The sequence below is a fragment of the Pseudoclavibacter sp. VKM Ac-2867 genome (genome assembly GCF_015351275.1).
Lineage (GTDB): Bacteria > Actinomycetota > Actinomycetes > Actinomycetales > Microbacteriaceae > Pseudoclavibacter.
In genome coordinates this window covers 230,864-249,330 of record NZ_JADKSL010000001.1, presented here as the reverse complement: position 1 = coordinate 249,330, position 18,467 = coordinate 230,864, and the positions used below count along the sequence as shown (strand labels likewise).

Genomic DNA, 18,467 nt, shown 5'->3' with positions numbered 1-18,467 from the left:
GCTGTCAGTTCTGCGGTGCCACGAGCTCGGGGTAACGCTCCCCAGCAGCCTTGACCTCGGCGGCGAGCTTGGTCACGAATGATGCACTTCGCTGCGCCGGCTGAGGCGTGGCCTTGCGGAGGCCGATCCGCGCGAGGCGGTACTTGAGGTTGGCCGACAGGCTCCGCCGATAGGTGTCCCGGAGAGGACCGGTGTAGTGGCGAATGTTGTCCTTGAGGTTCACATCGCTGGTGTTGTTCCACTTGAGATCCAAGGTTTCCACACCGCCAAGGAGTTTCGTGACATAGATGAGGTTGCCGTTCTCGTATTTGAGGTTCTGACGATCCTCTGAAGGAATCTCTTCTTCGAGGCTCGCCATGATGCGTTCGAAGTAAGCGAGGGAAGCCTGATCGCGCTTGGTGAAAATGACGCCGGAGTTCACACGGCCACTCCGCCCGAGGGCCATGCCTACAGACTCCGTCTGGAGTGTCTCGGTCCGGAAATCGGGCGCGTTCTCAGCAACTCGAGCATCCGCGTCAATGAACGCCACGTAGTCGTACCCCGCTCGCAGGGCTCCGAGAATCAGTGGCACCTTAAGCCAGGCACTGAGCGCGATCTCTGCGACCTGCTTGGGCTCCGTGACGGCGGCGTAGTTTGCGCCGAGGCGCGCCGCGTATCGCCGCTGGGAGTCGATGCAGTCCTGGTAGGCCACACCGTAGCCATTCTGGGCGATAGTGAAGATTAGTGTCGACATGATTGACCTCAGAGTCTCGGGGATGCGGTTTCGTGGCGGTCTTCTTTCCAAAGCTCGCCGGGGAAAGCGTTCAGCAATTTTTCTGCAGCCCAGTCCATCGTGGGTGGTTCGAGCTTTGCAGCGAGCTGGAGACCTGCGTCAAGGTTCTCGGCCAGCACGAGGGAATCCGCGGGGCGTCCTGTACCGGAATGGTAGTCGCGGTACTTGAAGTCCGGTTCAACCCGAGAGGCAATCGCTACAGCCGGAATACCGAGTGATTCCGCCACGATAACCCCGTGCAACGATGAGCCGACGACATACTCACTGCTTGCGATGAACTCGATGACAGACGCGAGGGGACCAAGCGGGTCCACTACGTTCTGCACATGTTTGTACGTATCCCATTCATTGAAGTTCGGGACCACGGCATACTTGCGCTTCTTGTTTTGCGCCCACTGCACGGTTTCGGGGTAGAGGTTCGGTAGCAACAGCGCTGGGTCTCCGAACACCTCGGGTACAGCCTGGCCCCGCTCCTCAAGAAAACGTCGGGTCAGAGGACCACGAACGGCTCGAATGTCGAGTCGTTCGAACGCGTGCTGCTCCGGAGTCTTCTTGCCGTTGCGGCCACTTCCCCAGATGACGTCACCATCGTTGGCTTCATGAAGGACCGAGCCAACCGAGAGCAGCTGCTGGCTGCTGAATGCAGGTGCGGGCCGCCCAAGCCCCCGTTGCCATAGCACTGCTTGCACGATCTTCCCGCCGAGAAGGTCACCAAAGTTATTGACTCGACGGCCAAAGCGCGAGTATTTGGAAAGCCTACCGGGGAGGAGTGGCTTGCGTGGGTTCCATGAGTAGACGTGTGGCATATCAACTCACCTGAGTTTCTGAGCGCAGCTTGAGCACTTTGCTATAAATTTCTGTGTAGGCACGACCGATTCTCGTCCATTCGCGCCTCTCTCCGAGATGCTCAGGGATTGAATCGTCAGAGACGATGGTTCCCGACAGGGCGGACGCGACTACAGAACCCGTCAGCTTTCCCTGGAATAGGTGAACGCGATCTCCGCCGAATTCTTGTTGCAACTCACGAGCCGTTGGTGAATCAGGCACCAAGACAGGTCGTCCGAGAGTGAGGGCCATGAAGAGCGCACCAGAATTGTACAGATCCGGGTAGGGCAGAGCAATCAACTGAGCTTCCCGGATTCGAATCGCAAGTTCACGGTCCTGAAGCTCACGAGCTTCGAGCGTGACGCGTTGATCTGCGGAAACCAGGGTCGCCAGACGTTGCAGGAACCCAGGGTCCTGCGCCCTCCCACAGATCTGCAACGAGAGGTTGCTATCGTCGATCTCACTGAACGAATCGATGAGCATCGAGATGCCCTTATTAGCTCGCAAGCCCCCAAAAAGGAGCACACGTCCCGGCGTGGCCGCAATCGCTGATACTTCTGAGCGGAAGGGGGCGATGACACGGCCGTAGTCACCGTGCGGTATGACGACGTCACCCTCCCGGTAGGCTGCGTTGCTCAAGTCAAACTCGTTGAGGAAAACCCGGAGATCCGCTGCTTCCCTGAATTTCGTCGTAAGCCGTTCTTGCGCTCGACCCACCCCGGAATGAGCCTGAAGGTTGTGCACAGTGACCACGATGGGTTTTCCCCGAAGAGTCAGAACTGGCCGTATAAACGAAAAAGCAAAAAGTCTAAGAAATCGTGAAACTCGTGAGTTCGCTTGCAGTAGGTACTCAGGCCAGTGAGCGTGAAAGACGTCGTACTTACCCGTGAAGGCTGTCTTCCAGGTGAATGGCACCGTTGAGATGTGCGGGTTCAGGTTGTCGACGAGAAGACCCACGAACGGATTTCCGCCTTGACGAGAAGAATTCGGTAGCATCATCACGCGTATGGGTGGTGTTTCTTTGATCATGCTACTCCTTTCGTTCAAACCGGCCTTGCTGAGCATTGGGACTATCGCTCCGAGCGGTCCCAGTCCTAGCCCTTAGTCCTAGCGGCGCCCCATACCGACGAATGCCCACCCAGCTGCGCGCCACTCAGCCGGGTTCAGAACGTTCCGGCCATCAATTATCGACCGGCTGGCAACAAGATCTCCGCTGCGTGCGGGATCGAGGTTGCGGTACTCCGCCCACTCGGTGACGAGCACCGTGACCTGGGCGTCGCGAAGCGCATCGTCAGTCGATTCGACATACTCGAGCTGCGGGTGGCGCCGACGGGCGTTCTCGATGCCCTGCGGATCCGTCGCAACGACGTTCGCGCCGAGCCCCTTGAGCTGCACGGCGACGTCAAGGGCAGGCGAATCACGCACGTCGTCGGACTCCGGCTTGAAGGTCACGCCGAGCACGGCGATCTTCTTACCGTTCACGGATCCGTCGAGCGCGTCCACAGCCAGATCGATGACGCGCTGGCGACGCCGCAGGTTGATCGCATCCACCTGCTTCAAGAAGGCGACCGACTCGCCACGTCCGAGCTCCTCGGCGCGGGCCGTGAACGCACGGATGTCCTTCGGGAGGCAGCCGCCGCCGAACCCGACACCCGCGTTCAAGAACTTGCGACCGATGCGCACATCGTGTCCGATCGCATCCGCGAGCTCCTTGACATCGGCACCGACGACCTCGGAGATCTCGGCCATGGCGTTGATGAAGCTGATCTTCGTGGCAAGGAACGCGTTCGCCGCGACCTTGACGAGCTCTGCCGTGGCGTAGTCGGTGATGATGCGCGGGGTACCGGTGGACAGGGCCTGCGCGTAGACCTCATCGAGGACGTCGGCCGCGGTCTGGTCAGCGACGCCGTAGACGAGGCGGTCGGGCTCGAGCGTGTCCTTGACCGCGAAGCCCTCACGGAGGAACTCCGGGTTCCAGGCGAGCGTGGCGCCGCTTCCGTGCTCGGCGACGATGGCGGCGAGACGCTCCGCAGTCCCCACGGGGACCGTGGACTTGCCGACGATGAGGTCCCCGGCCTTGAGGTGCGGGAGGAGCCCGTGGAGCGCCGCATCCACATAGGTGAGGTCAGCTGAAGCGCTGTCCTTGGCCTGCGGGGTGCCCACCGCTATGAAGTGCACCGTGGCTGAGGCCGCCGCCGCGATATCAGTGCTGAACTCGAGGTTTCCACTCGCCGTGGCCGAGGTCAGGATTTCGGGAAGGCCGGGCTCGAAGAACGGTGGCTGACCGGCGGCCAGGGCCTCGATCTTCCGCTCGTCGACGTCGATACCGATGACCTCGTGCCCCAGCTCGGCCATCGCCGAGGCGTGGACTGCTCCCAGGTACCCGCATCCGATGACTGAAACTCTCATCTGCTTCTTCTCCATGAATCGCACCCGACTGACTAAGGACCGGGCTGGGGGATGGCTTCTTGAGGAACGTTCACGCTGACGGGTGCACGGAAGAGTCCGTCACCAGACAACGCATTCGAGGATTAGTTGTTACGACGGGACTTGGCGGTGATGATCGGCATCTGCCCCGTGCCGATCTTGCGGTACTCAGTAGTCGGGTTGCCGGCCTCATCCGTCCCGTAGTAAGCACCGTAGGCGCCGTACGAACCGTAGGCGTAGGAGTCAGGGCCCTTGGTCGGAACCTTCGTGACGACGATTCCCGAGACCTCGGAGCCAATGCCCTCAAGCTGGGCGACCGCGCCGGCGAGCGCCGAACGTGGGGTCTGACCGCTCGCGACGACGAGGAGCGTGCCGTGGGCGAGCTCGCTCAGCACCGCACCATCGGTGACGAGGAGCAGCGGCGGCGCGTCGATGATGACGTAGTCGTGCTCTGCGAGCAGCTGGTCGTGGACCTGCTGCATCGTGTGCGAACCGAGCAGCTCGCTTGGGTTCGGGGGGATGCGACCAGCAGGAAGCACGTAGAGGCGACCGCGGCCCCAGCGCTGCAGGACGTCCTTCGGCTCGGCTCGTCCGCTCAGGAGGTCGGTCAGACCGACCGAGCCGTCGACACCCATGGTCGTTGCGACCTTCGGCTTGCGGAGGTCACCGTCGACCAGGACAACCTTGGCGCCCTGCTCGGCAAGCGCGATCGCGATGTTCGCGGACGTCGTGCTCTTGCCCTCGGAGGGGAGCGAACTCGTCACGACGAAGCTGTGGCGAGTGTTCTCGATGTCCATGAAGCGCAGGTTCGTGCGCAGGGCACGGTAGGACTCGGCCTTGGGGCTCTTCGGCTCCTCGTGCACGATGAGCGGGCGCTTGCCTGCATCCGGGTCGAACGTGATCGTGCCGATGATCGGACGGTCCGTGATCTGCGCGATGTCGTGCGTGCTCCGGACCTTCGTGTCCACGACCTGGCGCAACACAGCCACTGCGATACCGACAAGCAATCCGATGACGGCCCCGATAGCGATGTTAAGTGGAACCCGTGGGCTGATAGGCGTCGCTGCCGGAGTCGCGGACTGGACCGGCTCGATCTTCACCAGGCTGGGCGACGCACCATCTGGCTTCTCCAGCTCGTCAACGATGACCTCAATGAAGTTGCTCGCAACGGAGTTGGCGAGTGTTGCAGCCATCGCAGGGTCTCCGTCTTCGACAGAGATCTCGATAACCACGGTTCCAGTCTGATTGACGGCGGTGATCTTGGACGCGAGCTGCGATGGTGAAAGGTCGAGACCGAGCTCTTCGATTACACGGGAGGTGACAATCTCCTTGTCGACGACGCTCGTGTACGACTGAACGGCTTGACGCGCGAAGGTAGTTCCCTGGTTGAGCTCCTGAGCGACCGCCCCGTCGGAGGAACGCACCGAAACATAGAGTTCAGCGGTCGAAGAGTAGCGCGGGGAGACGAGCAGCGAAGCTCCAGCGCCCGCCGCGACCCCCGCAAGCGTGCAGATCAAGATGATGATCCAGTTTTTGTGCAGGATTCGCAGGTAGTCGCGCAGTTCCATAAAGGTCCGTCCGTGTGTCTCTTGCGCTCGTGCCGCTGCCGCTTTCGCGGCTGGCACGAAACGGGTGGCTCGCGGTGCGGAGCGCAGGGGGTATCTCAGGCAAGCTGGGGCGAGCCCGGCCTCATACTACTGGTGTGATGTTATTGGGCTGTAAATTCGTGAAATGTGATCAATCAGTCGCAGAGTGACCACACTCTGGCGCAGAGCGCGGATCAGCCGCCGATTTCCACGGGCAGGCCCGCGTCGACCGCGTTCGCGATCAGCTGGTGCCCCGCGTCGTCCGGGTGCAGGCCGTCGAGCTCGAAGTACTGGAACTCGTCCTCGAAGAGGTGACCGACGTCGAGGTACTGGCCGCCGACGGAAGTGACGTCAGCCTCGATGAGCTCGCTCGTGAGCGTCAGCTGCGCGGGGTAGGCGGTGCTGACCCAGAACGGCGAGACCGCGAGGATGCGAGCATCCGGTAGACCGGCGCGGAGGTCGGTGAAGACCGACTCGACGCCGAGCTCCTGGTCGAGCTCCGACATGTTCAGGCCACCGGAGACGATGACCACGTCGGGCTGGGCCGCGATCGCCTCTTCGACCTGGAGCGCGTAGGAGTTCCACTCCTCGAGGCCCTGGCCGTAGCTCGCGCCGCTCACACCGAGGTTCAGCTCTTCCCAACCGTTGGCCGCAGCCAGCAGGGTCGTCCAACGCAGCGACGGGTCGCTCGCGCCGACACCCTCGGTGTAGGAATCGCCGATGAACGCGACGGTCAGGCCGGTGCCCGCAGGGGTCGCCGAGGGTGCCGAAGCGGATGGACCACCAGCGGAGCTCGTCACCGAACCGGTGTCTTCTGAGCTGGAGATCGTAAGAATAGGTTCTGCGCCAGCCCCCGCGGGGGCCTCACGTGGCATGAACGCCAAAGCCACCAACGCGACCGCAGCGAGAGCCACGACCACGAGCAGTGTCAGCTGGGGCCAACGACGCGCACTCTGGTTGCGTGTTTTCATTTCCATGTGATCGTACCGGCCCAGCGGCCAAGCTGATACTCCCCTGGGAACTTGCAATCTCCTCGACACGCTGAAATCCGCGGGATTTAGCCCCGAAAATGGTCCGAACTTTGTCTCGATTCGCCATGTTCCTGCCCAAAAAACCCGGAAGTGTAGCGTCGAGACACGGCGAGACGGGGAACTCATGGCAACACATGACGCGGCGAGACGGCCCGCGGCGACCCTCCCCCGACGCCGCGAACGCTGGATCGACATCATCCGCGGCGCCGCCATCCTGCTCGTCATCGCGAACCACGCCATCGACGTGCCCTTGCACATCGCCGACGTCGCACCCGGCACCATCATCGACGACCTCACCCTGTACTTCGCGCCCTTCCGCATGACCTCGCTCATGCTGCTGTCTGGGCTCCTCCTCCCCCTCGCCCTCGCCAAACCGCGCGGCCGCTACTACGCCAGCAAGCTCCGCACCCTCGCCTGGCCCTACGTGCTGTGGCTCGTCATCTTCTGGGTCGCCACCGAGAACGCGACCGAGTGGATGCGCCCGGACGGCTGGATCACCCGCAGCTGGCTCTGGTTCATCCTCTGCCTGTTCCTCGCCTACCTCGCCGCACCGTTGCTCACCCGGATCCCGACCCCGTGGTTCGTCGCCGTGCCGGTGACCCTCTGGCTGCTGAGCATCGCCGCCCCGGACGGCACCCTCTTCGACCTCGCCTACTACGGCGGCTTCTTCTTCGCCGGCTACCTCGTCGCCGAGAACCGGCACCTGCTGCGCCGCTTCGACACGACGCCCACGATGCTCGCGCTCCTCGGCGGCAGCTCGCTCTTCGCGGCCATCCTCGTGCTGCAGGAGCACGGCCTGGCCCTCGGCGGCGCAGAGACACCAGCCACCGACGACCACGGCGCCATCGAGCGCTTCGACCTCATCTGGGTTCCCGTCGTGCTCGCCGGAATCGCGGGCACCATGCTGCTCGCGAGACGCGTCCGCGGAGCACTCGACGACGCTCGACAGTCCGCGCTCTCCCGCGCGCTGCAGTACGTCGGCCGCAACTCGATCGTCTTCTACCTCATCCACTATCCGCTGCAGATCGTGGTCGTGAAACTGCTCGACTCCTGGGGCGTCACCGCGCAGCCCGTGATGATGACCGCGTGCATCCTGGCCGCACTTGCCGTATCGTTCGGCGCTGTCGCACTCCGCCGCCGCAGCCGCGTCGTGGATGCGCTCTTCGTCTTCCCGAGACGAGAGCAGCTGCGCCCGGCACGAGCACGGTGACCCCCAACCGCGCCCCGTCTGAAAGCCCGATGACCACACCAGCCCACACCCTCGCGCCCGCCGAGCGGCCGTCGCCTCGAGGCCCATCGCGCCAGGCGACCCCGCCCGCCTCTGGCCGCGAGCACTGGATGGACCTCGTGCGCGGTGCCGCGATCCTGCTCGTCGTCACCTTCCACGCCAGCGCGATCCCCATCTTCCTCACCGACGTCGCGCCGACGAGCTTCATCAACGACCTCAACACGTTCTTCGCCCCCTACCGCATGAGCACGCTGCTGCTCCTGTCGGGCATGCTGCTCGGCCGCTCCCTCGCGAAGATCGGCGCCACCTACTACGTGGGCAAGCTGCGCACGCTGCTCTGGCCCTACCTGGTCTGGGGCACGATCTACTGGCTCGTCACCATGCAGGATGGCTGGACGCAGCCCAGCAACTGGATCGCCCTCAGCTGGCTGTGGTTCATCTTCTATCTGGCGATCTACTACCTCGCCGCTCCCCTGCTGACGCGCATCCGAGGCCCCTGGTTCGTCGTCGTCCCGCTCGGGCTCTGGGCGTTCAGCGCGATCCTCTCCACCCGCGGAATCGGCCCACTCGTCCCCCTCGGAGACCTGGCCTACTACGGCGGCTTCTTCTTCGCCGGCCATCTCATCGCGCAGTACCGAGGCCAGCTCGCGCGCATCGAGAAGCTGCCGGTGCTCGTCGCCTGCACGCTGACAGCCGCCGGCTTCGGGGCGCTGCTCATCGGCCAGACCCACGGCACCTACTTCGGCCTCGACGGAGCACTCCGTCTGGTCTCCGACTCCAGCTCGACCGCACCAAGTGACGGATCCCTCACCGCAGCGACCCGCCTCATCGACCGGTACGAGCTCGTGTGGATCCCCGTCGTGCTCGCCGGCGTCGCAGCCATCATCATGATCACGCGGCGCCTCACCGGCGCGACGCGCGGCCGCGACGGCGACAGTGCTCGCTGGCTGCAGTACATCGGCAGGAACTCGGTGGTCTTCTACGTGGTCCACTACCCCGCGCAGATCATGATCACCTCATGGGTCGGCGACTGGGGAATGCTCGACCCCACCTGGATGCTCATCATCAACACGGCCGTCGCCATGGGCCTCAGCTACCTGTTCTGCTGGCTCCGGCAGTGGCCGGCAGGTGACGCCGCGTTCGTGTTCCCCAAGCTCCGCGCGAGCGGGCGACCCACTACGCCTTGAGCGGGGCGCCGTTGCGCTCGAAGCCCGACCAGGCGGACGTCACCATGTCATCGAGCGTGTACTGCGCGGTCCAGCCGAGCTCGTCCTTGATCCGGGACGCATCGGCCACCAGCAGTGCGGGGTCGCCGGGGCGGCGCGGAGCCACCTCCGGCGCGAACGACAGGCCGCTCGCGCGGCGCACCGCATCCACCACCTCGAACACCGAGTAGCCCTCACCGCGGCCCACGTTGTACTCGGCAGAGACCGGCGTGCCCGCAGCGATGGCATCGAGCACCGCCAGGTGCGCATCCGCCAGGTCGACGACGTGCACGTAGTCGCGCACGCACGTGCCATCCGGAGTCGGGTAGTCGTCGCCGAACACCAGCGGCGCCTTGTCCTCCGCGAGCTTCTCGAAGATCATCGGCACGAGGTTCAGGGCGAAGCGGTCGGCCAGCTCGTCGCTTCCGGCACCGGCGACGTTGAAGTAGCGCAGCGAGACGGCGCTGATGCCCGCGGCCTTCGCCGCGGCCTGCACAAGCCATTCGCCGGCGAGCTTCGTCTGCCCGTACGGGTTGATGGGGTTCTTCACGTCCGACTCACGGATCGGCTCGTCCGAGCCCGTGCCGAGTCCGTAGACCGCCGCCGACGACGAGAAGACGAGGCTCTTGACGTTCGCCCGCTGCATCGCCTCGAGCACGTTCGCGAGGCCGCCCATGTTCTGCTGGTAGTACCATGCGGGCTTCGCGACCGACTCGCCCACCTGCTTCTTCGCGGCGAAGTGGACGACGCTCGTCACCTCGAGCGCCTGCATGATGTCGGCCAGCGCGTCCGCCGCACCCGTCGTCGAGATGTCGAAGTCGAAGTGCGGCGTCGCGCCGACCTTCTCCGCCGTCCCCGTCGTGAGGTCGTCGATGACAACCACCTTGTCGCCGCGAGCCTCGAGGGCCGCGAGCACGTGAGCGCCGATGTAGCCGGCGCCGCCGGTGATGAGCACAGTCATGGAGAATCCCCTCAGAGGTGCGCCAACGACCCGCTCCTGCGCGCCGTTGCCGATGTCGTCGAGCCCGCCGAAGCACGCCCTCCGACATTGTGGCAGTTCTCGGAGCCGCCCGGGCCGACCGCGGCCAACTTGCCTGACCGAGCACCCAAACGAAGCGAAACGATCACCGGCAGCGACTCAGCCCTGCCGGGCCTTCATGCGCGGGTTCTTCTTGTTGATGACAAAGACGCGGCCACGACGACGCACGATCTGCGCACCAGGGACCTTCTTCAGCGCCTTGAGCGAGTTGCGAACTTTCACGAGAGCCTTCCTTCTTGAGAATGTTTCTCATTAGACTAGCCCCATGACCTCCGATCGACCAAGCGCCCAGACCGTCACCAGCTCACTCGGCCTGACACTCGTCAGCGGGCTCGAGACCTCGGGCCGGCAGCTCGTCACCGCACTCATGTGCGGGGAGCCGAGCGGACCGACGCCCGTCACGGAGTTCGGCGACGAGCAGACGAACGCCCTGGAGCTCGGCGTCGACATCGCCGACGACCTCCTCCGGCAGGCCGCGGACGGGCGCAGGGGCAACATCATCGTCGAGCTCTCCTCCGACGCCGAGACGCAGGGCGTCGGTCTGGCGATGGACCACGTCATCGCCGAGGCACGCAGCAACCCCTCCGCGCCGGATACCGACGACGTCACCGTCGGCGCCAGAGAGTTCATCACCGTCGCGAGCGTCGCCGACATCCGCCGGCTCCTCTTCCAAGAGGGCACGCCGTTGCCAGAAGACGCCGACACCTCCGCCACGCTCGCCGCACAGCTCGAGTTCGCCACCATCGTCGTGCTCACCGGAGCCGACGCTCACCCCTCAGGCCTCGTCAGCGAGACCTGCACGCTCATCCAGCAGCTGAACCCCACCGCGGTCATCACGACCCCGGCCGCAGCCCGCGACCTCGGCAGGCACCTCAGACCGATCCGACCGGGACTCGCCCATCAGCTCGCCTCGACCGCCGGTTGGATGCTGCGCCTCGACGACCGAACGCACTTCCCGCCAGCACGCGGCCACATCGACTGCACCGTCTTCACCGAGCCGCGCCCCTTCCACCCGGAACGCCTCGCCGCCGGACTCGCGAACCTCACCCCCGACCAGGTCGGGCTCATCACCCGATCACGCGGACACTTCCGGCTCGCCAACAGGACAGATCACGTCGGCGACTGGTCGAGCACGGGAGGCAACATCCAGCTCGGAGCATCCGGCGTCACGAGCGCTGACCCCGACGCGCCCCTCGGCACCTCGATCGCCGTCTTCGGTCGACAGCTCCGCACCGACGCCATCGCCAGCCTGCTTCACGACTGCGCCCTCACCGACGAGGAGCTCATCGCGGGGCCCCGAGCCTGGCGGGACTACGCCGACCCGTTTCCCGGATGGGAATGACCACCCGACCAGACGAAGCGGCCGTCTGCGCAGGACCGACGCGCAGAACCCGTCAGCGTCCCGAGAGTGGGAGGTGGAGCTCGAAGGTCGTGCCACTGCCCACCGTGCTCGACGCCTCGAGACGCCCACCGTGCGCCTTCACGATCGCGAGCGTGATGTTCAGGCCGAGCCCCACGCCAGGGACCGCCTGCTTCGTGGCCGTCGTCGCGCGGAAGAACTTCGTGAAGAGGCGGTGCATCTCCTCCTCGGGAATGCCCATGCCGGTGTCCGACACGTAGACCACGACCTCGTTCCCGTCCTGCCGTACCCCCACACGGACGGAGCCGCCCTCTGGGGTGAACTTGACGGCGTTCGAGATCAGGTTGTCGATCGCCTGCCCGAGCCGCATCGCATCCCCGGAGAGGACGACGTCCTCGCCGCCGGCATCGCCGACCAACTCGACCGACGCCTGCGCAGCAGTCGGCAGGGCCGTCTCCAGGGAGAGCCGCACGACCTCCCCCAGACGCACCGGCGAGAACTCCATCGGCACCTTCCCGGCGTCGACCTGGGCGACGAAGAGCAAGTCGCCGACCAGCGACAGCAGGCGGTTCGCATTGCGCTCCGCGACGTCCAGATAGTGGCGCTGCTCGTCGTTCAGCGGGCCGCTCTCCTCATCGCGGGCGAGCTCGAGGTAGCCGAGGATCGAGCTCAGCGGCGTGCGCAGCTCGTGCGAGATGGTGCCCACGAACTCGTCCTTGAGCCGAGACGCCTCGTTGACCGGCGTCATGTCGTAGGCGATGAAGATGTGGCCGACCGTCTCGCCGTCTGGCGTCTTGCGAGGAGCACACGTCATGAGCGCCGGCATGGGTTCGTCCTCCGTGCGCACCAGCTCGACCAGCGTGCCTGCCTGCTCGTTGCATCCGGCGATCTCGACCAGACGCCGCAGGAGACGGCTCCCGTCCTCGTCGTCATCGCCCTCGCCGCGGATCGCGGACGCGGAGACCTCGGAGAGGAAGTCCGTCACCTTGCGTTTGCCGACGACCTCAGCCGAAGAGGGCCCGAGGAGGTTGCGCGCCCCTGGACCCCACGCCACGATCGTGCCGTCGAGCTCCGTCACGATGGCGATCTCGTGCACCGCCGCGTTCCAGACGCTCCGGTTGAACGCCTCCGAGGCGCGCAGCTCCCGAGTGGCCACCTCTCGGGCCTTCTCGCTCGCCTGCACCTCCAGCAGGCGGCGCTCACGCTCGTCGGCATAGAGCCTGGCGCTCTCCACCTGCACCCTGGCACGGTGTGACATCTCGTTGATGACGCTCGCGATGACCGCGAACACCAGCGGAGTGAAGACGATCCGCAGGATCTGCGGGTCATTCCAGGGCGCCGTCCCGATGAGGTACGGAATCGCGAGCGTCACCAGCAGCGTGCCGATGGCGCACCAGATCGCTCGACGCCCGGGCTCCGTCGCGATGAAGATGAGCGGCAGGAGGATGAGGGATGTGAACATCGACAGTGCCCCACCGGTTCCCGCGCGGAACAGGCCAAGCGCCAGCATCGAAGCCATGGGGAGGAGCAGCCGCGTGCACGGCGGCGCCGTGTCCCACGGAACCAGGAACGCGGCCCCCGCGAGTGCGACCACGATCACCACACCCGTCCACGCCGGAACGGGCTCCGTGATCATGGCGCCCGGAACGAGGAGGATGGCACCGAGGGCTATCAGCAGGCCGAGCACCGAAGCGAGCTGACGGATGGCAGGAGACGTCGTGTCGACCGTGAACTGGCCGAACGGACTCTTCACCGAGACGCTCATGACTGGACCTCCCTGAGCTTCGCGACGAGACTCGCCAGCGAGAAGGGCTTCGTCAGATAGTCATCTGCGCCCGCCGCCTCACCAGCCTCCTGCGCCACGACATTGGCATTGGCCGAGACGATGATCGCGTGCGCCCGAACGTCGCCCTCCTGGGCGCGCACGCGCGCGAGCACCTCGAGCCCCGACAGTCCGGGCATGGAGACATCCAGGAGCAGCAGCTCGGGCGCCGACTCCACGGCTGCCCGCAGCGCGTTCACCCCATCGCCGTACGAGCCGACGATCTCGAAGCCGGCCCGCCTCGCGGCGGTCTCGAGCAGGAAGCGGATGTCATCGTCGTCATCCGCGATCACCACCCTCGCCGCCATCAGGCGCGCCTTGCACGTAGACGCGCGACGAGTCCCTTGACCTGCTTGCCCGTGAACGGCTTCGGGAGCACATCGTCCGAGCTCGGGTAGTCGGACTCGTCGAGCACCGAGGAGATGACGATCGCCACCTCGGGAACCAGCTCGCAGATTCGCTCGCGCACCTCCCAGCCACTCCCGACCCCCAACAGCAGGTCGATCACCGCGACATCCGGTACCTCGACGCGGATGCTGGCAAGGGCCTCGTCGAGCGTCGCCGCCGACTTCGCGACGCACCCCGCCTTGCGGAACTGCGTGCGCAGCAGCTCGCGCTGGTCGGCGTTGTCGTCGACGATCAGCACCCGCAACTGGTCAGCGCTCACAGGAAGAACACCTCTCTCACGAGAACCAGCACTGCGACGCCCACCAACGCCAGCGTCGCCTGCAGGTACAGGCGGTTCTCCGCTCTGGCGTCGCGCTTGATCTCCTCGGTCAGACGGCGTTCACCCAACTCGCTCATGCCAGCACGGCTCCGCTCTTCTCCGTCTTGTCCCAGGTCATCGCGGCGCCGCGCGCCTCCTTGATGTAGGAGTCGAACGTCACCGCGCAGAGAATCGGCCCGTAGCCGATGAGGTAGACGAGGATGGGATTCACCACCCGGCCGAACTTCGTCGAGTCGATCAGCTTCATGCCCCACGCCGCGACCATGCACAGCGAGATCCAAGCGAAGATCGCCAGATTCCACGCGTCGTATCCGCCCTCGGTGAGCGTCAGACCGAACATCGCCGGGATGCGCTGCTCGAACAGGCCGGGGAAGAACGCCGCCAGCAGCACGACCATCGAGATCAGCCCGGGGAAGAGCAAGACCTCACGCCACGCCACCCTGCCCACCTTCGGATCGAGCTGTGCGGCGAACAGCATGATGTACACGTATGCACAGCCCACCACGATCCAGAGCGCGCGGAACACGAGCATGGCAAGCGGCGAATCCATCAGGTACAAGCCGATGAGGCCCACCGACGAGAGCAGCATCAGCACCGGCAGCAGGAACACGCTGAACCAGAAGAGGCCGAACGAGATCGTGCCGAGCTTGTGCTCCTTCGACGGGCGGAACCAGAGGTGGCTGTACCGCTTCGTCAGCTGCACGTTGCCCCTGGCCCAGCGAAGCCGCTGCTTCCAGAGATCCCCGACGTGACGCGGCTCCTCAGCCAGCACGACAGCGTGCGGCTCGAACACCACCTTGCGCCCCGAAAGCTGCGTCTCGAACGTCGTGACCGTGTCCTCCGCCAGCGAGCTCGTGTCGATCTGCCCGCCGATGGCAAGCAGGTTCTCGCGCGAATGCAGCTGCGCACCGCCAGCAAGGCAGGCCAGCGCCCCGAGCACATTCTGCGCACGACGGCTGCCGACCTGCGACAGGACGTACTCGAACGCGATGAACCGCGTCAGGTAGTTCTTCCGGAGGCTCCCCTCGCTGATGTACGCCGTGACCGACCCCACCTCGGGGTCCGCAAGATGCCTCGTCATCTTCCGCATCGAATCCGGAAGGTAGATGACGTCGGCGTCCATGATGAGCAGCGCCTGCATCCAGTCCTCGCTGAGCACGCGGCGGAGCCCGTGGTTCAAGGTGTGCGCCTTGCCCTCCCCGCCCTTCTCGCGACGAAGGTGGAAGACCCGGCCCGGGTAGCGAGCGGCACGCTCGAGGACGACGTCAGGGGTGTCGTCCGTCGACGCGTCGTCGACGACGTACACCCTGAGCCGCTCCGGCGGGTACTCCAGAGCCATGAGCCGGTCGATGGACCCGCCGATCACCGCCCCCTCGTTCCACGCCGGGACGACGACGGCCACGTTCGGCAGGTACGGCGCAGCCTTCTCGTAGTGGTTGAAGCGAGCGTGCAGCGGCACGATGAGGAACTGGTAGGCCATCGTGAAGGCCGGAACAGCGCCGATCGCGACGAACACGACGAAGATCGTCGCCAGCACCGCACCGCCGATATCGAGCCAGGCGTCGGCGCTCACGCGAGCCCCCCGGCGTCCGACGAACCGAACGCGGGCACCTCCGCCAGCAGCTCGCGAACGCGGGCATAGACGCCGACGTCGGCTGCACGGTGGCTATCCGTCGAGGCGACCAGCGTCGCACCCTCCGCGAGAGCCGCCTCGATCGCCCGCGCACTCGGGCACACCCACTTCTCGTTCACCTCGATGGAGGTCCCCGTCTCGCGCGCGGCAGACGCCCATGCCGAGAGCTGCTCCGCAGAGAGCTGAGACTCGTCGATGCCCACCTTGGGAAGGATCGAGAACGGATGCGCCAGCTGCGCACCGCCACCAGCTGCCCGCATCGCGGCGATCGTCGCCCCGATCAGCAGATCGAGCGCATCCTCGACCGCAAGACCAGCCGCCAGACGCTCCCGCGTCTCACGCGGCGACCACGGGCCATCCGGACCAGGGAACTGATGATCGGCGATGACGATGCCATCCACCCCGCCAGTCCCCACCCGCAGGTCGCTCGGCACGTCGAGCGTGCCCCGCGCATCCATGATCTTCGCCTCGACGCCGATCACCAGCTCGACCCCGGTGGTGCGCCTCGCCGCGACGACCGCAGCCACGAAGTCCGGCACCCAGGCCGTATCGCCGCGCACGTGATCGGTCGCCCGCATCGTCACCAAGCCGCGCTGCTCAGCGGCACGGACGTTCGCCGAGATGGGACTCTCCGCGTCATCCGAGAAATCGGAATGGACATGCCAGTCGCCGAGCAGCAGCGCTTCGAGACCGGGACCCGCCTGCGTGTCAGTCACGAGCGAGAACTTCGTCAAAGGGCAAGAACACATCCTCGAGGAAGCGGACATTCGCGACCTCACGGAACTCGACGCGCGACGGAACCGGCCGTTCGAGCGCGATATCCACCGCGAGCGACGGCATATCGACGCCGGCCGCGATCGTCAACGGCATGGCGCCCGAGAACCTCGGGTTGATCTCGAGCAGCGCGGGGCGACCGTCGGTGCTGTACCGCAGCTGCACGTTCGCCACCCCCACGAGCTCGGCCGCACGGGCGCACGCGGCAGCCGTCTCCTCGAGCTCAGCGCGGTGCACCGTGCGACCCGCAACCGCCACGCCGGAATCGACGCGAGCACGCAGACGAGGAACCGCCGCGATCGCCTGACCGTCGGCCCCCATCACGACGTCGACGGAGAACTCGTCGCCCGGGAGGTTCTCCTGGATGAGCAGGGCAGCATCGCGCGTCTTCGCCTCGAGCTCCTCCCGCGAATGCACGAGGTGCACGCCGCGAGAGCCCGCACCGCTTCGGGGCTTCACGATGACCGGGAACACCCAGTCGCGAGCGATGCCGTCGTCGTCGAGCAGAGCCGTGGCCGGCACCAGTGCGTGCGGCTCGCACGCCTGCACCAGCAGCCACTTGTCGAGGCACGTCGCGAGCGCCTCCGCAGAGGGCGCGGCAAGCACCGCGCCGAGCTCCGCGCGTCGCGCCGCGAGCGGCGGGAGCTCCACGTCGACGGTCGACACGAGCACATCGATGCCGTCGGCGGCGACCATGTCGATCAGCGCATCGCAGAAGCCCTCGGAGAGGCCAGGAGGGACGAGCCGCCGGTGCGCCTCATCCACGAGGTACAGGCCACTCGCCCAGCCGTCCATATCGGCGGCGAACACCTCGAGGTCATCTCGACCGAGGAGAGAGCGGATGACCGCCACCCCAGCCGGCCCGCCGGCACCCGTGACCAGGACTCGAAATCTCATGCGCGGTTCTTCTTCTCAGTCTCAGTCGTGCCCAGATTATGCACCGTCGCGAACTCACCGTCGCCGCGCTCCGCAGTGATGCTACTCGCATCCCGGATCACCTCGAGCGGCTCGCTGTACGTGCCAGTACCGAACCGCGACCAGTACCGCGCAGCGGAGAGCACGAAGTCCGGCGCCAGGTAGTCGCGAATGTCGGCCTGCGACGCGAATTGCGCAAGCAGACCGAGCTTCATATCCGTGAATCCGTCGACCGTCACGAACCGCGTCGGACGGAAGTCGATCGTCGACGACGGGCTCTGATAACAGGCCACACTCGCCACCCTTCGACTCGCGACGAGCGTCGCCTCGTGCACGGCACGGTGGTCTTGATGCCGATCATTTCGAGAATGCGTGTAGACGATCGTCGGATCGGTCTCCGCGATCACCCGCTCGATGATGCCGACCGTCGGGTCATTGTTCGGAATCGCGGTATCCGTGAGGTCCTCGAGGAAGAGACGAGCACCGAGCGACTCCGCAGAGGCAAGGGACTCGTGCTGCCGATCCGCAGCGTCACCGCCCCGCCCGCCGCGAGACAAGGTCAGGATCACGATCGAATCACCAGCAGCCGCGTGCGCCGCCAACGTCCCGCCGACGCCGATCTCCACGTCGTCCGGATGCGCACCGATCGCGAGGACCCGACGGCGCGGGCTGCGCGCCCGCTTGGCCCGCGCCGCCTCGACAAGGCGCTGCACCGTGCTCACCAGCAGCGCACCAGGGATGGGCTTCTGCAGGAACTCGTCGGCGCGATCGCGCAGGGCGCGCACCGCGTATTCGACCGAGGCGTGTGCCGTCATGACGACAACGGGCAGATCGGGCTTGATCTCGCGCAGACTTCCGAGGACCTCGAGCCCATTCGCGCCCGGCAGCTCGACGTCGGTGAGCACCAGATCGGGATCGAAGTCGTTCACGTTCATGAGCACGGCAACCGCGTCCCGAAGCACGCGAACCTCGCATCCGAGGCGCCTCCGAAGCACCGTCTCCAGGAACTCGGCGACGTCACCATCGTCTTCGATGATGAGAATGCGGTACGAAGCCTCTGGCATAGTCGCCAACAGTAATCGGAAAAGCAATCAGCGGCACCTGCTTCCGGCGATTCTCGAAT

General features: G+C 65.6%; 19 protein-coding genes. 3 read left to right on the top strand and 16 right to left on the bottom strand.

Going from position 1 to position 18,467, the window contains the following annotated elements; genetic code table 11:
- Positions 1 to 4: 4 nt before the first annotated feature.
- The 6 genes from ITJ67_RS01110 to ITJ67_RS01085 all read right to left on the bottom strand — a co-directional run bounded on the left by ITJ67_RS01110 (position 5) and on the right by ITJ67_RS01085 (position 6,410).
- Positions 5 to 733 carry a hypothetical protein gene (locus tag ITJ67_RS01110; protein ID WP_194676471.1) on the bottom strand — a complete coding sequence of 243 codons (729 nt, stop codon included), beginning with the start codon at positions 731 to 733 and terminating at the stop codon, positions 5 to 7.
- Between the two features lie 8 nt (positions 734 to 741).
- Positions 742 to 1,578 (bottom strand): polysaccharide pyruvyl transferase family protein, encoded by an 837-nt coding sequence (locus ITJ67_RS01105; protein WP_194676470.1) that lies wholly within the window; start codon positions 1,576 to 1,578, stop codon positions 742 to 744.
- 1 nt (position 1,579) lies between these two features.
- Entirely contained in the window at positions 1,580 to 2,626 is a 1,047-nt protein-coding gene (locus ITJ67_RS01100; RefSeq protein ID WP_194676469.1) for a hypothetical protein, read from the bottom strand.
- 78 nt (positions 2,627 to 2,704) lie between these two features.
- Positions 2,705 to 4,006, bottom strand: a complete 1,302-nt coding sequence (locus ITJ67_RS01095; protein ID WP_194676468.1) for a UDP-glucose dehydrogenase family protein — start codon at positions 4,004 to 4,006, stop codon at positions 2,705 to 2,707.
- Between the two features lie 122 nt (positions 4,007 to 4,128).
- A complete protein-coding gene (locus ITJ67_RS01090; protein WP_194676467.1) occupies positions 4,129 to 5,592 on the bottom strand; it encodes a polysaccharide biosynthesis tyrosine autokinase in 1,464 nt (487 codons plus the stop codon).
- Positions 5,593 to 5,804: 212 nt separating this feature from the next.
- Positions 5,805 to 6,410 (bottom strand): SGNH/GDSL hydrolase family protein, encoded by a 606-nt coding sequence (locus ITJ67_RS01085; protein WP_194676466.1) that lies wholly within the window; start codon positions 6,408 to 6,410, stop codon positions 5,805 to 5,807.
- A 355-nt stretch (positions 6,411 to 6,765) separates the two neighbouring features.
- On the opposite strand from ITJ67_RS01085, the gene ITJ67_RS01080 reads away from it, so the two are divergent.
- Positions 6,766 to 7,851: an acyltransferase family protein gene (locus ITJ67_RS01080; RefSeq protein WP_194676465.1), complete on the top strand. Its 1,086-nt coding sequence runs from the start codon at positions 6,766 to 6,768 to the stop codon at positions 7,849 to 7,851.
- Between the two features lie 29 nt (positions 7,852 to 7,880).
- Positions 7,881 to 9,056: an acyltransferase gene (locus tag ITJ67_RS01075; protein WP_194676464.1), complete on the top strand. Its 1,176-nt coding sequence runs from the start codon at positions 7,881 to 7,883 to the stop codon at positions 9,054 to 9,056.
- On the opposite strand, the gene galE is transcribed toward ITJ67_RS01075, so the two are convergent.
- Together galE and ykgO are read right to left on the bottom strand one after the other, a co-directional pair.
- Entirely contained in the window at positions 9,046 to 10,035 is a 990-nt protein-coding gene (gene galE / locus ITJ67_RS01070; protein WP_194676463.1) for a UDP-glucose 4-epimerase GalE, read from the bottom strand. The genes ITJ67_RS01075 and galE overlap by 11 nt on opposite strands.
- Before the next feature lie 177 nt (positions 10,036 to 10,212).
- Positions 10,213 to 10,335 (bottom strand): type B 50S ribosomal protein L36, encoded by a 123-nt coding sequence (gene ykgO / locus ITJ67_RS01065; protein WP_104240281.1) that lies wholly within the window; start codon positions 10,333 to 10,335, stop codon positions 10,213 to 10,215.
- 43 nt (positions 10,336 to 10,378) lie between these two features.
- Between ykgO and ITJ67_RS01060 the strand changes: the two genes are divergently transcribed.
- Positions 10,379 to 11,455 carry a GTP-binding protein gene (locus ITJ67_RS01060; protein ID WP_194676462.1) on the top strand — a complete coding sequence of 359 codons (1,077 nt, stop codon included), beginning with the start codon at positions 10,379 to 10,381 and terminating at the stop codon, positions 11,453 to 11,455.
- Positions 11,456 to 11,507: 52 nt separating this feature from the next.
- Here ITJ67_RS01060 and ITJ67_RS01055 read toward each other — a convergent pair whose 3' ends face one another.
- From ITJ67_RS01055 to ITJ67_RS01020, 8 genes are read right to left on the bottom strand one after another with little or no spacing between them, the layout of a single operon-like run.
- Positions 11,508 to 13,238, bottom strand: a complete 1,731-nt coding sequence (locus ITJ67_RS01055; RefSeq protein WP_194676461.1) for a sensor histidine kinase — start codon at positions 13,236 to 13,238, stop codon at positions 11,508 to 11,510.
- The gene (locus ITJ67_RS01050; protein ID WP_194676460.1) at positions 13,235 to 13,603 is read right to left on the bottom strand and encodes a response regulator transcription factor; all 369 of its coding nucleotides are present in this window, start codon (positions 13,601 to 13,603) and stop codon (positions 13,235 to 13,237) included. Before ITJ67_RS01050 ends, ITJ67_RS01055 begins: the two co-directional genes overlap by 4 nt.
- Complete coding sequence (locus ITJ67_RS01045) at positions 13,603 to 13,962, bottom strand: response regulator (RefSeq protein ID WP_160071100.1); 360 nt, start codon at positions 13,960 to 13,962, stop codon at positions 13,603 to 13,605. Before ITJ67_RS01045 ends, ITJ67_RS01050 begins: the two co-directional genes overlap by 1 nt.
- Positions 13,959 to 14,099 carry a hypothetical protein gene (locus tag ITJ67_RS01040; RefSeq protein ID WP_194676459.1) on the bottom strand — a complete coding sequence of 47 codons (141 nt, stop codon included), beginning with the start codon at positions 14,097 to 14,099 and terminating at the stop codon, positions 13,959 to 13,961. Before ITJ67_RS01040 ends, ITJ67_RS01045 begins: the two co-directional genes overlap by 4 nt.
- Positions 14,096 to 15,595 (bottom strand): glycosyltransferase, encoded by a 1,500-nt coding sequence (locus tag ITJ67_RS01035; RefSeq protein WP_236558313.1) that lies wholly within the window; start codon positions 15,593 to 15,595, stop codon positions 14,096 to 14,098. Before ITJ67_RS01035 ends, ITJ67_RS01040 begins: the two co-directional genes overlap by 4 nt.
- Positions 15,592 to 16,371, bottom strand: coding sequence for a PHP domain-containing protein (locus tag ITJ67_RS01030; protein ID WP_160071102.1), 780 nt, complete (start codon positions 16,369 to 16,371; stop codon positions 15,592 to 15,594). Before ITJ67_RS01030 ends, ITJ67_RS01035 begins: the two co-directional genes overlap by 4 nt.
- Positions 16,364 to 17,326 (bottom strand): ATP-grasp domain-containing protein, encoded by a 963-nt coding sequence (locus ITJ67_RS01025; RefSeq protein WP_194676457.1) that lies wholly within the window; start codon positions 17,324 to 17,326, stop codon positions 16,364 to 16,366. The genes ITJ67_RS01030 and ITJ67_RS01025 overlap by 8 nt, the downstream gene beginning before the upstream one ends.
- Positions 17,323 to 18,408, bottom strand: a complete 1,086-nt coding sequence (locus ITJ67_RS01020; protein ID WP_194676456.1) for a response regulator — start codon at positions 18,406 to 18,408, stop codon at positions 17,323 to 17,325. The genes ITJ67_RS01025 and ITJ67_RS01020 overlap by 4 nt, the downstream gene beginning before the upstream one ends.
- Positions 18,409 to 18,467 lie beyond the last annotated feature (59 nt).

What these genes read in the sequence shown, in the direction of transcription:
- ITJ67_RS01110 (WP_194676471.1), bottom strand. Translation starts at nt 733, where the DNA reads ATGTCGACACTAATCTTCACTATCGCCCAGAATGGCTACGGTGTGGCC.
- ITJ67_RS01105 (WP_194676470.1), bottom strand. Translation starts at nt 1,578, where the DNA reads ATGCCACACGTCTACTCATGGAACCCACGCAAGCCACTCCTCCCCGGT.
- ITJ67_RS01100 (WP_194676469.1), bottom strand. Translation starts at nt 2,626, where the DNA reads ATGATCAAAGAAACACCACCCATACGCGTGATGATGCTACCGAATTCT.
- ITJ67_RS01095 (WP_194676468.1), bottom strand. Translation starts at nt 4,006, where the DNA reads ATGAGAGTTTCAGTCATCGGATGCGGGTACCTGGGAGCAGTCCACGCC.
- ITJ67_RS01090 (WP_194676467.1), bottom strand. Translation starts at nt 5,592, where the DNA reads ATGGAACTGCGCGACTACCTGCGAATCCTGCACAAAAACTGGATCATC.
- ITJ67_RS01080 (WP_194676465.1), top strand. Translation starts at nt 6,766, where the DNA reads ATGGCAACACATGACGCGGCGAGACGGCCCGCGGCGACCCTCCCCCGA.
- ITJ67_RS01075 (WP_194676464.1), top strand. Translation starts at nt 7,881, where the DNA reads ATGACCACACCAGCCCACACCCTCGCGCCCGCCGAGCGGCCGTCGCCT.
- galE (WP_194676463.1), bottom strand. Translation starts at nt 10,035, where the DNA reads ATGACTGTGCTCATCACCGGCGGCGCCGGCTACATCGGCGCTCACGTG.
- ITJ67_RS01060 (WP_194676462.1), top strand. Translation starts at nt 10,379, where the DNA reads ATGACCTCCGATCGACCAAGCGCCCAGACCGTCACCAGCTCACTCGGC.
- ITJ67_RS01055 (WP_194676461.1), bottom strand. Translation starts at nt 13,238, where the DNA reads ATGAGCGTCTCGGTGAAGAGTCCGTTCGGCCAGTTCACGGTCGACACG.
- ITJ67_RS01050 (WP_194676460.1), bottom strand. Translation starts at nt 13,603, where the DNA reads ATGGCGGCGAGGGTGGTGATCGCGGATGACGACGATGACATCCGCTTC.
- ITJ67_RS01040 (WP_194676459.1), bottom strand. Translation starts at nt 14,099, where the DNA reads ATGAGCGAGTTGGGTGAACGCCGTCTGACCGAGGAGATCAAGCGCGAC.
- ITJ67_RS01025 (WP_194676457.1), bottom strand. Translation starts at nt 17,326, where the DNA reads ATGAGATTTCGAGTCCTGGTCACGGGTGCCGGCGGGCCGGCTGGGGTG.
- ITJ67_RS01020 (WP_194676456.1), bottom strand. Translation starts at nt 18,408, where the DNA reads ATGCCAGAGGCTTCGTACCGCATTCTCATCATCGAAGACGATGGTGAC.